The sequence below is a fragment of the Plantactinospora solaniradicis genome, from assembly GCF_042658085.1.
Lineage (GTDB): Bacteria > Actinomycetota > Actinomycetes > Mycobacteriales > Micromonosporaceae > Plantactinospora > Plantactinospora solaniradicis.
This window is the reverse complement of record NZ_JBHSPR010000010.1, coordinates 585,193-599,699: the sequence shown is the minus strand read 5'-3', so window position 1 is coordinate 599,699 and position 14,507 is coordinate 585,193. Positions and strand designations below refer to the sequence as shown.

The 14,507-nt window shown below is 66.8% G+C and carries 21 protein-coding genes; 10 read left to right on the top strand and 11 right to left on the bottom strand.

Features of this window, described 5'->3' with window-relative positions; translation table 11 throughout:
* Positions 1-163 precede the first annotated feature (163 nt).
* Positions 164-1,156, top strand: a complete 993-nt coding sequence (locus tag ACFP2T_RS15245) for a DUF3644 domain-containing protein (RefSeq protein ID WP_377421892.1) — start codon at positions 164-166, stop codon at positions 1,154-1,156.
* A gap of 90 nt (positions 1,157-1,246) precedes the next feature.
* Here the strand turns inward: ACFP2T_RS15245 and ACFP2T_RS15240 are convergent, their stop codons facing one another.
* Genes ACFP2T_RS15240 through ACFP2T_RS15225 form a run of 4 tightly spaced genes read right to left on the bottom strand, consistent with a single transcriptional unit; the run spans position 1,247 to position 2,896 of the window.
* The gene (locus tag ACFP2T_RS15240) at positions 1,247-1,633 is read right to left on the bottom strand and encodes a hypothetical protein (protein ID WP_377421890.1); all 387 of its coding nucleotides are present in this window, start codon (positions 1,631-1,633) and stop codon (positions 1,247-1,249) included.
* A 40-nt stretch (positions 1,634-1,673) separates the two neighbouring features.
* Positions 1,674-2,339, bottom strand: a complete 666-nt coding sequence (locus ACFP2T_RS15235) for a hypothetical protein (protein WP_377421888.1) — start codon at positions 2,337-2,339, stop codon at positions 1,674-1,676.
* Between the two features lie 14 nt (positions 2,340-2,353).
* Entirely contained in the window at positions 2,354-2,611 is a 258-nt protein-coding gene (locus ACFP2T_RS15230) for a hypothetical protein (RefSeq protein WP_377421886.1), read from the bottom strand.
* Between the two features lie 21 nt (positions 2,612-2,632).
* A complete protein-coding gene (locus ACFP2T_RS15225; RefSeq protein WP_377421884.1) occupies positions 2,633-2,896 on the bottom strand; it encodes a hypothetical protein in 264 nt (87 codons plus the stop codon).
* A gap of 489 nt (positions 2,897-3,385) precedes the next feature.
* Between ACFP2T_RS15225 and ACFP2T_RS15220 the strand changes: the two genes are divergently transcribed.
* Positions 3,386-4,117: a hypothetical protein gene (locus ACFP2T_RS15220; protein ID WP_377421882.1), complete on the top strand. Its 732-nt coding sequence runs from the start codon at positions 3,386-3,388 to the stop codon at positions 4,115-4,117.
* 49 nt (positions 4,118-4,166) lie between these two features.
* On the opposite strand, the gene ACFP2T_RS15215 is transcribed toward ACFP2T_RS15220, so the two are convergent.
* Positions 4,167-4,367: a DUF397 domain-containing protein gene (locus ACFP2T_RS15215; RefSeq protein WP_377421880.1), complete on the bottom strand. Its 201-nt coding sequence runs from the start codon at positions 4,365-4,367 to the stop codon at positions 4,167-4,169.
* Positions 4,364-5,272 carry a helix-turn-helix domain-containing protein gene (locus ACFP2T_RS15210; protein ID WP_377421878.1) on the bottom strand — a complete coding sequence of 303 codons (909 nt, stop codon included), beginning with the start codon at positions 5,270-5,272 and terminating at the stop codon, positions 4,364-4,366. Before ACFP2T_RS15210 ends, ACFP2T_RS15215 begins: the two co-directional genes overlap by 4 nt.
* 375 nt (positions 5,273-5,647) lie before the next feature.
* Between ACFP2T_RS15210 and ACFP2T_RS15205 the strand changes: the two genes are divergently transcribed.
* The 3 genes from ACFP2T_RS15205 (at position 5,648) to ACFP2T_RS15195 (ending at position 8,151) form a co-directional block, all read left to right on the top strand.
* The gene (locus ACFP2T_RS15205; protein ID WP_377422850.1) at positions 5,648-5,956 is read left to right on the top strand and encodes a DivIVA domain-containing protein; all 309 of its coding nucleotides are present in this window, start codon (positions 5,648-5,650) and stop codon (positions 5,954-5,956) included.
* Positions 5,908-6,975, top strand: coding sequence for a hypothetical protein (locus ACFP2T_RS15200; protein ID WP_377421876.1), 1,068 nt, complete (start codon positions 5,908-5,910; stop codon positions 6,973-6,975). The genes ACFP2T_RS15205 and ACFP2T_RS15200 overlap by 49 nt, the downstream gene beginning before the upstream one ends.
* A gap of 282 nt (positions 6,976-7,257) precedes the next feature.
* Positions 7,258-8,151 carry a hypothetical protein gene (locus tag ACFP2T_RS15195; protein WP_377421874.1) on the top strand — a complete coding sequence of 298 codons (894 nt, stop codon included), beginning with the start codon at positions 7,258-7,260 and terminating at the stop codon, positions 8,149-8,151.
* A gap of 69 nt (positions 8,152-8,220) precedes the next feature.
* Here the strand turns inward: ACFP2T_RS15195 and ACFP2T_RS15190 are convergent, their stop codons facing one another.
* Positions 8,221-9,426: an RNA polymerase sigma factor gene (locus ACFP2T_RS15190; RefSeq protein WP_377421873.1), complete on the bottom strand. Its 1,206-nt coding sequence runs from the start codon at positions 9,424-9,426 to the stop codon at positions 8,221-8,223.
* A complete protein-coding gene (locus tag ACFP2T_RS15185; protein ID WP_377421871.1) occupies positions 9,414-9,785 on the bottom strand; it encodes a YciI family protein in 372 nt (123 codons plus the stop codon). Before ACFP2T_RS15185 ends, ACFP2T_RS15190 begins: the two co-directional genes overlap by 13 nt.
* On the opposite strand from ACFP2T_RS15185, the gene ACFP2T_RS15180 reads away from it, so the two are divergent.
* A complete protein-coding gene (locus ACFP2T_RS15180; protein WP_377421869.1) occupies positions 9,784-10,293 on the top strand; it encodes a YybH family protein in 510 nt (169 codons plus the stop codon). The genes ACFP2T_RS15185 and ACFP2T_RS15180 overlap by 2 nt on opposite strands.
* A gap of 209 nt (positions 10,294-10,502) precedes the next feature.
* Here the strand turns inward: ACFP2T_RS15180 and ACFP2T_RS15175 are convergent, their stop codons facing one another.
* From ACFP2T_RS15175 to ACFP2T_RS15165, 3 genes are all read right to left on the bottom strand, one after another.
* Positions 10,503-11,006 (bottom strand): hypothetical protein, encoded by a 504-nt coding sequence (locus tag ACFP2T_RS15175; RefSeq protein WP_377421867.1) that lies wholly within the window; start codon positions 11,004-11,006, stop codon positions 10,503-10,505.
* 300 nt (positions 11,007-11,306) lie between these two features.
* Positions 11,307-11,714: a hypothetical protein gene (locus tag ACFP2T_RS15170; protein WP_377421866.1), complete on the bottom strand. Its 408-nt coding sequence runs from the start codon at positions 11,712-11,714 to the stop codon at positions 11,307-11,309.
* 47 nt (positions 11,715-11,761) lie between these two features.
* Complete coding sequence (locus ACFP2T_RS15165) at positions 11,762-12,247, bottom strand: hypothetical protein (protein ID WP_377421864.1); 486 nt, start codon at positions 12,245-12,247, stop codon at positions 11,762-11,764.
* A gap of 386 nt (positions 12,248-12,633) precedes the next feature.
* On the opposite strand from ACFP2T_RS15165, the gene ACFP2T_RS15160 reads away from it, so the two are divergent.
* The 4 genes from ACFP2T_RS15160 to ACFP2T_RS15145 are packed head-to-tail and all read left to right on the top strand — an operon-like array spanning position 12,634 to position 14,423.
* Positions 12,634-12,816, top strand: coding sequence for a hypothetical protein (locus ACFP2T_RS15160; protein ID WP_377421862.1), 183 nt, complete (start codon positions 12,634-12,636; stop codon positions 12,814-12,816).
* Complete coding sequence (locus ACFP2T_RS15155) at positions 12,813-13,472, top strand: hypothetical protein (RefSeq protein ID WP_377421860.1); 660 nt, start codon at positions 12,813-12,815, stop codon at positions 13,470-13,472. Before ACFP2T_RS15160 ends, ACFP2T_RS15155 begins: the two co-directional genes overlap by 4 nt.
* Before the next feature lie 8 nt (positions 13,473-13,480).
* Positions 13,481-13,864 (top strand): YbaB/EbfC family nucleoid-associated protein, encoded by a 384-nt coding sequence (locus ACFP2T_RS15150; protein ID WP_377421858.1) that lies wholly within the window; start codon positions 13,481-13,483, stop codon positions 13,862-13,864.
* Positions 13,857-14,423, top strand: a complete 567-nt coding sequence (locus ACFP2T_RS15145) for a hypothetical protein (protein ID WP_377421856.1) — start codon at positions 13,857-13,859, stop codon at positions 14,421-14,423. The genes ACFP2T_RS15150 and ACFP2T_RS15145 overlap by 8 nt, the downstream gene beginning before the upstream one ends.
* Positions 14,424-14,507: the final 84 nt, after the last annotated feature.

The following is a 14,507-nucleotide window of genomic DNA, read 5'->3' as shown; positions in this document are numbered from 1 at the left end:
AGGCAAGGTGCGTCCGGAGGTGGGGCTATGCCGGACGAACCATGCTGCAGAGAACGGCTATAGCTGGCCCACTTTCGAGCGAGGCAGCCGGGTAAAGAATCACTGAGCCTAGGGCTTTGTTGAGCTATAAGGCTCTCCGACTCGTTTCAAGTGGGGAGGCCGCATGAATGTCAAAGGGTCGTGGCGTCGCTTACTCGCGAACGCGATGTCGGCGATGCTGGGCGCAATCGAGATCTACAATAAGCCCCGTTTCGTCTATCGAGACGAAGTTTTTGTCGTCTTGCTGATCAATGCCTGGGAACTCCTCTTGAAGGCAGTGGTCTCTAAGGGTAGCGGTCGCATCTATTACCCCAAGAAGCGCGGTGAGGCGTACCGAACCCTGACGTGCCGCGACGCATTCTGGAGGGCCGCGAATTCCCAACTGTGGCCGAAGAAGATTTCTTCCGCCGCCATTGACGCCAACATCGAGCTGATCTCCATTTATCGAGATCAAGCAATTCATTTCTACAACAACAAATCGTTTGGCGCAGTTATCTACTCACTTTCCCAGACTTCAATCATCAACTTCCGAGACGTAGCCATGGCCGTATTTGGCCGTGACATTGGTGATGAGATGAGCTGGCGCATCATGCCGCTGAGCATGTCAAGTGTCGTTGATCCGGTGAAGTTCATGGGCGGGAAGGGAGCGGCATCAGATCAAACTCGGGCGGTGCAAGATTTCCTCATGCTCATGCAGGAAAAGACCGATGAGTTAGACGCCTCCGGTATCGATACCGGACGCCTCTGTACCGTTTTTGACATATCTCTCAATTCAGTGAAGAAAATTTCCAAAGCGGATATCGTGGCAGGCATTACGACCGAGGATCGTGCCGACGCATTCATCGTCCAACGGCGAGTTGATCCGAACGTAACGCATCCATTCCGCAAGAAGGATCTCATGCCGAAGCTGGCCGGGAAATTGACGCCCTACGAGTTCGATGCCGTCGTGTATGTGCGCCAACTTAAAGAGGATCCAAAATACTGCTGGAAGGATAGTGGCACTTCTCTGGTCAAGTGGTCTCCTGAGGCCGCCAGGTACCTGAAGGGTCTGACGTCCGAGCAGATCGCCAGTGCGCGAGCCGAATATACTGGTCGGTTGAAGAAATCAAAGAAGTGAACCATTGCTCACTGCTTCATTATCGGTGCGCTGCTAAGAGCACCGGTCGGCGCGCCCATGACTCGTTGAGTAGTCCCTTCGGCTGTTTGGTCAGGACGTGGCGCTGTTCTGCCATCGCGCGGCAAGAGCCTCCGCCTGCGCCAAGAAGTCGTCTAATTGCTGCTCGGACAGACCTTCGTCTGCGATGATCTTGAACAGGAGTTGTCCCTCGATCTCGGTGATAGTGCCGATGTCGAGTCGATCGATGGTCTCTTCGACACCCGGCGCATCCAGGTCAAGTGTGGCGCAGATCAGTGCCTCAGCTTCCTCTGCCGGTAGGTCGCGACCTTCGGACAGGAAGCTGCGAGCGTCTGCGACGAACTGGATGATCTCGTCCATGTCTCTCCGCTGCCTAAATCGCCGCTGAACGGCGATGTTGAAGGCGAAGCCGATTATCGCAGTCGGAGTTCCCTTGCCCTGGCTCTCGAATTCAGCCAAGAGTGCATCGTATGCTTCCCAATCCTGCTGAAGGATTGACTTAAGGAACCTCGTGTTGTCGTCCACCATCGTCGCCCTTCTGTTCTTTACGCTGTTCGCTCTTCGTTCTGGCTTTATTGCGAAGCCTGGCAGCTACCTCGGCGCCCTTGATCCCCAAGAGCGCGACAGTGAACGCGGCGAGGAGGGCATCTCCGGCCGACGCATCCGGGGTCCTCGCGGCCGTGATCGCAGGCTGGGGTGACTTGGCGACCGCAACCCCGCCGGAGCCCGTCGCGTCCTTGATGGCGGTGGCGATCTTCTTGGCGTGCTGTAACCCGTCATCCGCGTTCCGGACAGCCGCCGTACGCCCGAGCACCTTCGAAGACAGGGAACCCTGTCCGGCTGCGGCGGCGAGAACCTGTTCGCCAGAGGCGTCGGCCTCTGGGGCTGAGGAGCGAGGTGGGACAGTGCCGGGCGCGATGACGTTGATGTAGGTGGTGAAGTGCTCGGCAGCTTCGGCGAGCAGGCGGGCGGTTTTCCCTGCCTTCTCCCCGGCGGTCCTGGAGTCGACTACCGCCGTACGCATCAACCTGTCGGCGGTCCCTCGGGAGGCCTCGGTGTAGGCCGCGGATGCCTGTTGGGCCTGCCTCTGAGCACGTTCAGCGGCCACAGCGGCCTCGTCGATTAGGCCCAGCACCGTGCGGATCTGAGCCACGACGTCGCCCACGGAGGTATCCGCCATCAGAGCCTCGAAGCGTACTCGTCCGCTGCGGCGGCACCAGAGCGAAGCAGCTCGGCGACCCGCGACGCTTCTTTCATCGCTTCCTTCAGCTTCTTCATGCCTGCTTCGACCTCGTCGTGCGTGCTGTCATGGGCCGTTGCGGCGGCTGATGTCTGAGCCTGCTCGGCTCGGTCCCGGACCCCCTGCATCAGGACGCTCCCGTCCTTGGCTGCTTGGCTGCCTTGGCTGATGGTCGCCTTCACCTGGGTGATGTCCACCGGACGCGTCCTCGAAGCCGCTCAGCCGAGGATGCCGGCGTACTCGCGGGCGGCGGTGGCGCTGCCCTGGATGAGGGTGGCCGCTTCGTGGAGACGCTGCCTGCTCTGTTCGGCGAGTTGGATGGCTTCAAGGACCTTGGCGTGGTTGGTGCCGGCGGCGACACCTCGGAGACGGGCGAGAACCTGCTCGGTCTGCTCGGCGGCTGAGCGGATCTGGTGGAGTGTGGCGTTGCCCTGCTCGGCGGCCTGCACGAGTGCGGCTTTGACTTCCTCGATGCTGGCCATGCGTCCTCCCGATTGCAGGCTGCCGTACGACGTTGGACGAGAGCCAGCCCGGACGGACACCGCTGAGTGTCACTCCTGCGTGGCCGACCGAACACTATCCGAGATGGTCGAAGGACGTAGCCCCGACATCGGGGCGCGTCGGCGGCGACTGGCTGGACTAGAAAGGCGCCGACGGGCCGCGGCTCGGCACAGTGGCTCCGCGCCTCGATATCCCATCGGATAGAAGCCCATCGACATCGTTCCTGCGGTCACGTAACGTGTGTGCTTGCATACCGAAAGGTATGTGCGGATCACTCGGTTCACTCGCGATCGTCAGGAACGAATCCGTGAGGTGGTCGCCGCATGCAAGGCAGGAAGCACAGCGTTCCTTGTGAGAGGGCGCTCAAGGACGGTTGCCGCTGTACCGGCTGCGGGGGATCCCAGCACGGCTGGGGCGGCTCAATGGATCTAGTGAACGGTACCCCCGACGACCGCCTGCGGCGCCGCGAGGTGTACGAGGAGAAGTTGCGGGTGAAGCCGGGCTCACGGTGGCCGAACAACCAGATCCGTTCGATCGTCGCCCATCTGGCGCGACTGGACGCGGTGGACTGGCTGGCCAGTTCGGCACAAGATGGCACGCCGGATCGGGCACGGCCGGGACCTGGGCAACCGTCCGGCGGAGAGGGCGAGGTCGAGGACCGGATCCGACCGGCAGAGCAGGTATCTCTCATCGCCGAGGCGATGACCACCGGAACCTGGCCAAAGATCACCGGGGAGCTCGACCAGGTCACGTCACATCCGACAGTCGTACGGGGAGAGCTGGCCAAACACGGCTGGTGTGACCTGCTGGTCGGGATGGTTTGGACAATCGAACAGGTCAAAGGGCCACTCAACAAGCTCGCCGAGATGCCTGCCTCTCTGATCAAGAGGGCCATCCTGACGTCATCCATGCAGGGTGGACGTCCGCACGTTTCCGGACCTGTCGTGGACCTCGTGGTGGGCGAGGTGTGGCGGGCCTTCAAGGCAACCGCGTCTGGCGGGATACCGTTGCTTGACCTAGTCACGAACGAAGAGGCCCTGCGCGCCCTACGGATCCTGGCCGTGTTCATCTGTCCCGCGCCCAGCAAGCATCCCGAGGTACGCAAGTACGCCCTAAAGCCGCTCGGCGAAGACGTACATCACGTTCTCAACGAGCAGACGGAAGCGCGGTTGGCCGAGCTGTTCGTTGAGTGGCTGCCGTAGGACGACGGACGCACCTACCCCGGGGGTTGGGTGCTCGGTCGGAGCTGGGTCAGCTCGGGTCAGCCTGGAGGGTCGCGACGAAGCCGGACCAGGCCGGGCCGGAGAAGGCGAGGATCGGCCCGCCGAGGTCCTTTGAGTCGCGTACGGCCACAACCCCGCCCGTCAATCGCACCTCGACGCAGGCGGCGTTGTTCGCGCTGCGGGACGACTTGAACCAGTCCTGCTCAGGGGTGTGCTCGATGGGGGTCACGTCATCTCCTTGGCGATCCGCCGGATCAGCGCCAGCGACTCGTCCGAGCTTAACGCGCGCTCCAGGGTCTCCTCGAAGGTGATCACGTAGTCAGCTACCCGGCCCGACTGGTCGATGATGTCGCTGGAGGTCAGGATCTCCTGCCAGACCAGCTCGGGCAGCCGAGGCGACGGGAACGAGAGGATCTGGAACGGTCCACCCAGCGCGGGATAGGCGCCCGCGGTGAACGGCACGATCCTGATCTGGATCTGCTCCGGTCGCTTGGTGACCAGCGTGGCGAGGTGTTGGAGCTGGTCCCGCATCACGGTTGGTCCGCCGACTTGCTGCCGAAGCACGCCCTCGCCGAACACGGCGGTGAGAGTGAGCGGGTTATCCCCAGTCAGTCGCGTCTGCCGAGCCATCCGAACCGCGATCCGCCGGTTGACCTCGGTGAGCCGAACGTAGGTGTTGCCACCACGCATGATCGCGCGGGCGTACGCCTCGGTCTGCAACAGGCCGTCGATCACGTCGCTCTGGTAGCTGCGGACATGGTCAGCGCCGGCTTCGTAGCCGAGGAACCGGAGGAACTCGGCGGGGAAGAGCTGGGAGTACTGGTGCCACCAGGCACGCTTGGTCGACGACTCCCGTAGCTGCTCAAGCTCTGCCGCGTCGTCGGGCTCGATCTCGTAGACCTGCACGAGCTGAGCCAGACGGTCAGCCGGCAGCTTGACCTTGCCCGCCTCCACACCCGACACGTACGCCTGGGCGATGCCCGTGGCCCGACCGGCCGCGACGGCGGTCATGCCCAGTTCCTCGCGTCGCTCGCGCAACCGGAGGCCAAGTTCCCACGCTTGCACGGTCGGGGACTCCGCCGGGCTCGGCTTCGACCGACGCGACCTTGACGCTCCAGACGACCCGGCGCTCATCACGACTCCTCCTGTCGACAACGATGATGGCAGATAGTACGCGGAGAATATCTTGGCGTCATCCTCTTGATATCAACGCGATCATCGTCAATCCTGGTCACTATAGGTAGTGACGACGTCGTCACACAAGATGCCCCTAGAGGTACTGGGTCGACTTTGGAGTCACTCCACCGTCCGGAGCGGTCGGGGGACGGCCAGCTTGTACGGGTTGTCCGTCCCGGCTTCTGAGTCACGCCCTGCTCCCGTACGTGCTGCTTGTCGGCTGCGGCGGTAGGGCGGGGTGGCCCCGGTCCGGGGTGAGCGACCCGAAGATTCGGGCCGGGGCCACCCACCCACGTCCTGTGATCGAGAGGCTGGTGAGAGGTTGTGCGTGCTCTGCTTCGGTGGTTGTTTCGGTGGGAGGGCCACCCGCTGCGACGGCTTGAGTCGGCGTACCGGTCCGCGCCCCACCGCCCGTTGATGCCGTCGCAGGTGCGGCTGCGTCGGTTCACCCCGGTCGGCTTCGGTCGGCGGGGGGTCGATCCGGACGAGGTGACTGAGTTCCTGGATCAGGTCGCCGGTGACCTGGCCAGGGCGTACACCGAATTGGCTGGCGTCCGGGAGCAGAACGCCCGGATCAAGACCGCGTTACGGCGGTGGCAGTCCCAGCAGGTGCCGACGGCGTACGAGTTGGCGCGGCGCTGATGGCCGGGCTGCCGATGGTGCAGTGCCGGTCGTGTGACGGGCTCTCCTTCACCCTCGACCCGTGCCGCTGCACCTACGGCGGCAACCAACTCCTGGTCAGCGCCGACGATGAGAGCCGGCGGGCCGGGGAGGCGTACCAGGACTGCCTGGAGTGTCAGGGGGTCGGCACCGTCGGCCAGCCCTGCCACGACTGCCGGCAGACCGGGCGGCGCCGCGCACAACTCGTACTGACCATGGCGAACCTGGACACCGGGGCGGTGGCCTCGGGGAACGTCGTACCCGGGGTGGTGGAACCCGAGCCGTGGCCGGACGACGGCGGTGGAAGCTGGTATCTACCGCTCGCCCCGCTGCTCCGCGACCTGGCCGCCGTCGTCGGCGTCGGCTCGTGGACGGATGTTCGTCAGCCCGGTGAGCCGGACGGGCCGCTCGTCTTCCTGCCGCGCGCCTGGCGGCCGGAGCATCCCGCGTCGGCCCGGGAGGCGCGGGAAGCCGAGGCGATCGCCGGGGAGAGCAACGACGGGTGGCGGCTCTATCTCGGCCGGGCAGCGGTCGCGCCGCCCCGGGAGGCGGCGGCCGAACTGGGCCGGCTGTGCCGGATGGCGAATCTGCTCTGCCTCGACCTGGTGGTCGAGGCCCGCAGCTTGGTCGCCACGGCCGGGCTGACCTGGGCGATCCGGTTCGAGGTGCCGGGTGGGCCGGTGCCGGCCGAGGCCCGCGGCTACGCCGACGACTTGACCACCGCGATCACCAGCACGACCGATCTCGACGCCTGCTCCGGGCTGGAGGAACGCGGCCTCACCGCCCCCGCCCACCACCTGACCATCGGGGAGCCGCCGCCCGACCCACCGCCGGTCGACCTGGACCAGCTCGAACGGCGGATCCTCGCCGACTGTCTCGACCTTGCCACCGGTAGCCCGACCGCCGGGGCGCAGGCGATCTGGCGGGACGGCCGCTGGTGGCACACCAGCCTGCGCACCGCCGGGACGACGGAAGTCCTCAGCGAGTGGTCGACCGGGTAGCTCTTCAGCCGGCCCGCGACGATCCTGCGGCGAGGATGGCAGCCGCCGGCACCGTCGTGGCAGGACTCGCCCATCGCGTACGTCGACTGCCCCGACTGTGACCCGCACAGTCAGCTCCAACGCTGTGACTGCCGACTGACCACCGGACGGGTCGACTCCGACTGCCCGAGATGTGCCGGCTCCGGTCGTAGCCCGTCACTGCTGCGTTGTCACACCTGCCGGGGCACCCGCCGGTCCCATTCCGAGGCGGCTGTCACGATCACCGATCTGGCCGGCCGGGTCGTGCACCTCAGTTGGCGGGCCGGCGCGTCCGGCTGGCGTACCGGCGAATTCGCCTGGCACGCCGACCTCGCCGGCCGGCAGGCCGATCGTGCCGGACCGGGCGACGGGCTGGCCGGGCAGGCGGGTGAGGAGACCTGGCGGACCGGCCAACACGTGCCCGCACCGCAGGTGGCAACCCACCCCGGCGGCAAACCCCTGCACCAGCTTCCCGAGCAGTTCCGGCTCGCCGGCTGGGCCGACCACTTCGGCGTACGCCCGGAGGACCTGGTCGAACTCGACGGCGGCGGCAGCCTCGACCACAACCTCCGGGACGGCACCGTCACCCTGCACCGGCTCGGCGCCGACCCGCTGACCGAGTACCTGTCCTGTGCTTCCCGGGGCCGACCCGGCGGCCGGCTGTTCGTGCTGGCCCGCCGACCCGACGTACCGCCCCTGGCCGACCTGGTCCGGCTCGTCCTCGGGCTGCGCCTGACGGTCACGATCACCCTCACCGACCACCTCAACAATGCCGGCGACCTCAGGCTCGTGCAGGGCGAGGGCTGGGACGTCACCATCAACCACCCCGGTCAACCACCCGCCCCGGCCGACCCGCCCAGCCGATCGACCCCGGAAGCCGCGGTCGCGTACTGCCTCGAATTTCTCGAACTCGCCATCGCCGGCAACCTTCCCGCCGATCCGAGCGAGCCGATCCCGCTGCCGCAGACTCCGACCCCGATCGTGGTCGACGACCCCGTGCCGCTGCTGCGCCGACTCGCCCGCCACCACCCCGGGCAACCCGTGGCCGTCCACTACGACGGCGTCACCTGCCAGGTGTGGCTACGCGAGCGCGACGACGTACGCCAGCTCGCCACCGCGCCCACCCTCCCCGCCGCCATCGGCGCCCTCGGTCTCTGACCGATCGCCCGCTGCGTGGCGCCGTCACACTGCCCGGACGCCTCGGTCCGATGCCAGGTTGAAAGAGCCTCATAGGAGTCTCGCGGCTCGCGACTCCAGATAGCGCTGCTCGGGCAGGCTGAGGGTGAGCCGCGCCGCCTGCCGGTAATGCACCCGCGCCCCGTCCAGGTCACCGGCCATCTCCAGCAGGTGGGCGCGGACCGTGCTGGTCCGGTGATGGCTGGCCAGCACCGGATCCCCGGCCAGTTCGTCCAGGGCGGCGAGCCCGGCGGGCGGGCCGTCGACCATGGCACGGGCCACGACCCGGTTCAGGGTGACCATCGGGCTGGGCGCGAGCGCGTGCAGCATTCCGTACAGGATCAGGATCTGCGGCCAGTCGGTGTCCTCGGCCCGCGCTGCCTCGTCGTGCACCGCCGCGATCGCGGCCTGTAGTTGAAAGGGCCCGATCGGGGCCTGCGAAAGGGTACGCGTCAGGATCACCACGCCCTCGGTGATCGCCGCCGCGTCCCACTGCCCGCGGTCCTGCTCGGCGAGCGGGATCAGCGCCCCGCCCGGCCCGGTACGCGCGGGCCGGCGTGCGTCGGTGAGCAGCATCAACGCCAGCAGCCCGGCCACCTCGCCGTCCTCCGGCAACCGCCGGTGCAGCTGACGGGTCAGTCGGATCGCCTCCCGGGTCAGCTCCACCCGGTGTAGCTGCTCGCCGGAACTCGCGGTGTAGCCCTCGTTGAAGATCAGATACAGCACGTGGCGCACCGCGCCGAGACGTTCGCCGAGCTCGTCCGGCGGGGGCATCTCGAACCGCGTGCCGGTGTCGCGGATCCGCTGCTTGGCCCGGCTGACCCGCTGGCCCACCGTGGCCTCCGGCAGCAGCAGGGCCCGGGCGATCTCCGCGGTGGTGAGCCCGCCGACCGCCCGGAGGGTGAGGGTGACCTGCGCCGGCACGGTCAGCGCGGGATGACAGCAGAGCAGTAACAGGGCGAGCTCGTCGTCGCCGCGGACCTCAGGTGTTGGTTCGTGCCACACCGCCTCCTCGCGCCGCCGCCGGGCGGTCTCGTTGCGCAGCAGTTCCACCCGGCGGCGACCGGCGACGGTGATCAGCCAGTTTCGCGGCTGCGCGGGGACGCCGGCCTCGGGCCACTGCCGGGCGGCCGCCAGCAGTGCCTCCTGGACAGCGTCCTCGCACGCCTCGAAGTCGCCGTAGCGGCGCACCACCGCAGCCAGGACCTGCGGGGCCAGCTCGCGCAGCAGGTCCGGCAGCCCGGTCAGAACTCCCATGTGCTCATGTCCAGGACCGGCCGCACCTCAACTCTGGTGTAGGCCGCGTCCGGCGCCTTCGCGGCCCAGGCGACCGCCTCGTCGAGATCCGCGACGTCGATCAGGTAGAAGCCGGCCAGATGTTCCTTGACCTCGGCGTACGGGCCGTCCGAGGTGATCGTCTTGCCGTCGCGGACGGAGACCTGGGTGGCCAGCGCCGGATCACCCAGCCCCTCGCTGGCCACCAGCACGCCGGCCTCGCGCATTTGCTCGGTGAGCCGCAGGTGGCCGAGCCCGAGATCGGTGCGCTGCTGGTCGGTCAGCGTCTCCCAGACCGCGAGGGATTGCGGGTTGGACTGGATCAGGATGACGTACTTCATGAGTTCTCCCCTTTCTCTCACCAAGGATGTCGAAACCGGCCGGCCCGGCTTCGACGTCCCGGCAAAGAGAAAGGTGGAACCCGTCATGAACGAGATCCGGGAAGTCATCGAACGCAAGGCCGCGCTGCTGGAGACCGGCGACGTCAAGGCCGTCCTGTCGCACTATGCCGACACGTTCGTCGAATACAGCCTCGCCCCGCCGCTGCGGCAGCCGGGCGACGGACGCGACCCGGCGGTGCTGGCGGCCTGGGTGGCGACCTTCCAGGCGCCGCCGCGCCGGGAGGTAACTCAGCTGGAGATCACCGCGGATGGCGACGTGGCGTTCGCGACCAGCATCGACTGCCTGTCCGCCACGCCGCGCGGCTCGAACGAGAGCTTCAGTCTCTGGTTCCGAGTGACGCTGGGGCTGCGCCGCATCGACGGGCGCTGGCTGGTGACCCACGAGCACGAATCTGTGCCGTTCGAGATGGACGGTTCGTTCCGCGCCTCGGTCACACTGCTTCCGTGAACGGGCGCTGGGCCCGCCGCCGATGCCCGTCGGCAGCGGGCCCCAGCCCGGGGAATGCGTCGGTCAGGGCGCCGCTACCGCTGCGCGTACGGCCTGGGCGCTCGCCGGGTAGCGGGAAGTACTCCGAACCCGAGCCGCCCGGGGGAGTGCACGTAGATCGGGGTCTCCCGCTGGGTGCGCGACTTCCCCGGCCCCAGCCGCGCGGTCGTTCACTCCCAGGTGATGTCCGGCTTCCCACCATCGGACTGGAAGCCGACGGACGTCACCGGGTTGGCGGGCGAGGAGAACACGATCTGGCAGTGATCGTGCCGTCCACCCTTAATGGAGAACTCGGGCGGGGGTGGTGCCCCCATCGGGCAGTTGAGCAGTCCGATCTCCATGAAGGCGATGCGGAGCGCAGCGGCGTCTCCGCCGCTCTCGGTCGTACCTCTCAGCAACGGACCTGAGTACGACGAGTCGAAGTGCCGACCGTCCTTGTTCTCCAGGACCGCCTTGATGAAATAGATCGACCCGGCCGGCCGGTCCCCCACGGCCGGCACGCTGGCCCGGACCACGTCCAGGTCCTCCGCGGTGCCGCGCTCGACGCCGGTGACCGTGAGACCGACGAGTGACCTGCCTGTCCCGACACCAACGGTGATGACCGCCTCCTGGCCGAACTTCAGTTTGGTGCCGGGCGGCGTCGAGCCCGGTAGCGACTCCGAGTCGGCAGCCAACTGCTCCTCGGATGGGAGCCCAGGCCGCGTCTTCGTTGGCGTGGGGTCTGCTCCTGTGCACCCGGACGTCAGAAATGCCAGCGCGATGGCTGGACCCACGAGGACACGAGGCCAGTTCGTCATCGTCGGTGCCTTCCGTCGGCGGCGATGAGGCTTGCTTGGGAAACCTCGGGAACCACGCAGCCTGTCTCTTCCGGGGTCGGGCCGATCAGGCGTTTCTCGGGATGGCCCGGCTTGACTCTGCCGCGGGTCATTCTCGGGCCGGATACCGGCGTGGATCAAGCGGACGCGCTCACCTGGCTAAACAGGTGGCGGAATCGGCGCCTGTAGCGCCTCGCGGGGTGGCCTGGGTGCCGCCTCGGTCTTTCCCGTGATGAAGAATGCGGTGATGGGCACGGAGCCGACCAGCAGGATGACCATGCCCTGCACCGGCGCCTGCTGATTGAGGAACTCCACGGCTACCCGAGCGATGAGGACGAGCGCGCCGAATCCCAACAGGACTCGGACGAGTCTCAACCACCAGTTCGCCCACTGCCGTCGTCGCGCGGACCGTTCCTGGCTGTGTCGATGATCCATGTCGCAGCGGACAAGTTCCATCAGGGCATCCATCGCCTTTGCCGGATCAGGGTGCTGTTTGGAGATCCGCTCCCAGGCCTGTTCGGTCTGGAACCAAGACGCGCTGTCAGACGCGCGCACCTGCTCTGTCACCCGGCTGGGTCCTTCAGATGCCAAGGAGGGGAGGCGCATCGATCGGGTCAGCTTGCCGGCCGCTGCCGAGGCGGCGCGGGGCGTGGCGCTGTCTGTGTCGTGCAAGCCTGCGCATTCCGGTCGATCGAGGTGAGTGTCTCGCCGAGGAGCTGACCTACCCGCTCGACGCTCTGGTTCACGCGCTCCACGGACTGATCCGCCGAGATGTTCACCGGCGCCGCGTGTGGGAACTCAAGGTCAAGTGCTCGCACGAGGAACCGGCACGCTCGCCCGATGAACTGGGCCACGGCCTTGAGCGCGCTGAGAAACAACAGAATGGGATATGTCAGCAGGATCAGACCCGTGCCGAAGATCTGGCTGGGGCGCGCACGTTCCAGGCGTACGTCAACAGATCCGCTGATCACTGGAAGCTGCAACTCGACCACCGTCGACCGTGCGGTGGACTGAGGGCGTTGATCGATTTGCGGATGTTCGTCGGTGAAATCGATATACCAAGACGGTAGTGCGGCGGTGATCGCCACGTGCCTGCCCATCCGGTATTCCACGTCGTCCCCAATGGCTCGGAGGCGCCAGAATACTGTACAGAAGAGATCGACTTCGACATCCGACGGTGTCTGGTGTCCGCCATTTGTACGACCGGACCGGCATGGCCCCGCTGTCCGAGGGACAGGTCGAGGAGCAGGCCAAACTTGATCAATAGATTGACTGCTATCGTCGGGCGCGGGACAGCGGGGAGGGATTTGAGATGTTAGATAACCCTGGTGGATTCGGCACAGACACGGACGTCCTACGGCAGTACGCGACTCATCTGGATCAGGTAGCAGAGGATCTCAAGCCGATACAGGAGAGGTTTGCTGGGGGAGGACCGGCAACGATCCCGATCGACGCGTTCAGTAGCCGTACCGGTTGGCTTCATCTGATGGCCGAGGAGCTTCGGGCCTTCCGGGATACCTATGCGGACGCGCAGTCTGGGACGGAGTGGCGCCTGCGCCGGATCCGGGACGCCATCAGGGAAGCTGGACGTCTGCTCGGCGAGGCGGCTGACGAGTACGACCGCAGCGACCGGGGCGCCGCGGGCCGGACCGGGGCGGCCGGCCGATGACTCTCGCACTGCCGGAGGCGGCCCACGTCCTCAGCGGGGTTGCCCGACTGGTCGGCGTCGATGACCCGATCAAGATGCTCAAGGAGTTCCAGCAGTTCGTCGACACGGACGAGTTCCGGCGTGCGGCTACCGAGGTGTGGGGCACGAGTCCTACCTCCTCGCCGACCTCGCCCGCGCTGAACGTTCACGCAGAGCGGTTGGTGGACGAGTTCCTGCGGACGGTCGAAGACCGTTGGCAGGGCAGCGCCAGCGAGGCGTACGAACGCTATCTCGGCGAGGTCCGAGCGGCGCTGCACCAGGAGGCCGACAGCATTCCGATCGTCGGTGGCGCCCTTGTGGCGGTGGCGGACGGCATCGAACTCACCTGGCTGGAGATGGTAGGCGCGGTACTGACCGCCGTCGGCCTGATCCTGAGCGTGGTGAGCCTGGTCGGAGCCGGCAACATCATCCTGTCGCTGCTCGGACTGATCGGTGCGCTCGCGTCCGGGGTCATCACGTACCTGTCGATGGCGACGCCGCGTGTCGCGTTGCTGGCCAAGCACGAGAGCACGCTCGACAGCGTCGGCCGCCACTCCAACTCGCCGGTCGACGCGCTGCCCAGCATCGACGGTCGCGCGCAGGGCTGGACCCCGAAGACCGCGGACCCATACACCTAGGAGTAGCTGTGCGAGAGGACCTTGCCGCCCGGCTCGACGAGATGGTGAACGCCTTCGAGGCGACCCGGGCTCGCATCCTGGAGGCCGGGAACGCCATGGCGCAGCTACGGGTGACGCGACATAGCGACGATCGGTTGATCGAGGTCACGATTGGTCCTGATCGCGAGGTGCTGGACCTCCACATCGCCGACTCGGCGCTGCGCCGGGGTGACGGCCGCGCCATCGCCCAGGCGGTCCTGTCGCTCATCGCCGAGGCGCAGGCCGAGTTCAGCCGTACCGCCCAAGCGGAATATCGAAGGATCACGGGTCTTACTGTCGATCCCGCTGCGCTGGACGGCCGCGACGGCCCGGCAGTGCTCGGTCGACTGTCCCGCGAGATGTTCGGTGGCTGACGACCAGGTCATCCGGAGTGCGCCGAGCATTCCGGACGAGGGTCAACCGTTCGTCCTGCGCCGCAGGGCGCTCGTATGGATATTGGCCCTGCAACCGGTCCTGTGGCTGGGCATCCTGTCGCCGCTGTGCGTTCCGGCAATGAGTCCGGCCGGAGTGCCGTGGACCCTGCTGGTGCTCGTCCTGCCCTTCCTGATCGTGATGCTCTTCGCCATCCTCCGCGTGATGCCGAAGGTAACCGGGGTCTGGCTCGCCGCCGATCTGGGCGGGGTCTGGGTACGCGCACGGAGTCGCACCGGCACGGATGCTTTCGCCATCCGGGCGCCCTGGAGCCACATCGAATCCATCTTCGCGATCCAAACGAGTCGTACGGGCATCTCGGGCGGCCCCTGGACGCTGGTGGTCCGGATCAAGGACCTGCCCGCCACGCTCCGTCCACCGGATCAGCAGGGAGCGGATCGCGCAACGTTCACCGTGAGTACCTGGCTCTCGAACTACTCGGCCCGAGACGCGATCGACGTGCTCACCCGGCTCGCCGCTCAGCGCGCTCCGGTCGGTTGAGCACCCCACCGGGCGGCGCCGCATCACGTGTTGAGCGTGCGGATCAGGTCCAGGAGATGTCGAAGCCTGTGCAGGTTGGCCGCC

Coding starts and splice junctions, on each gene's coding strand:
- ACFP2T_RS15245 (WP_377421892.1), top strand. CDS start 164: ATGAATGTCAAAGGGTCGTGGCGTCGCTTACTCGCGAACGCGATGTCG.
- ACFP2T_RS15225 (WP_377421884.1), bottom strand. CDS start 2,896: ATGGCCAGCATCGAGGAAGTCAAAGCCGCACTCGTGCAGGCCGCCGAG.
- ACFP2T_RS15210 (WP_377421878.1), bottom strand. CDS start 5,272: ATGAGCGCCGGGTCGTCTGGAGCGTCAAGGTCGCGTCGGTCGAAGCCG.
- ACFP2T_RS15190 (WP_377421873.1), bottom strand. CDS start 9,426: ATGGGAGTTCTGACCGGGCTGCCGGACCTGCTGCGCGAGCTGGCCCCG.
- ACFP2T_RS15180 (WP_377421869.1), top strand. CDS start 9,784: ATGAGTTCTCCCCTTTCTCTCACCAAGGATGTCGAAACCGGCCGGCCC.
- ACFP2T_RS15185 (WP_377421871.1), bottom strand. CDS start 9,785: ATGAAGTACGTCATCCTGATCCAGTCCAACCCGCAATCCCTCGCGGTC.
- ACFP2T_RS15165 (WP_377421864.1), bottom strand. CDS start 12,247: ATGGGCAGGCACGTGGCGATCACCGCCGCACTACCGTCTTGGTATATC.
- ACFP2T_RS15160 (WP_377421862.1), top strand. CDS start 12,634: ATGGCCGAGGAGCTTCGGGCCTTCCGGGATACCTATGCGGACGCGCAG.
- ACFP2T_RS15155 (WP_377421860.1), top strand. CDS start 12,813: ATGACTCTCGCACTGCCGGAGGCGGCCCACGTCCTCAGCGGGGTTGCC.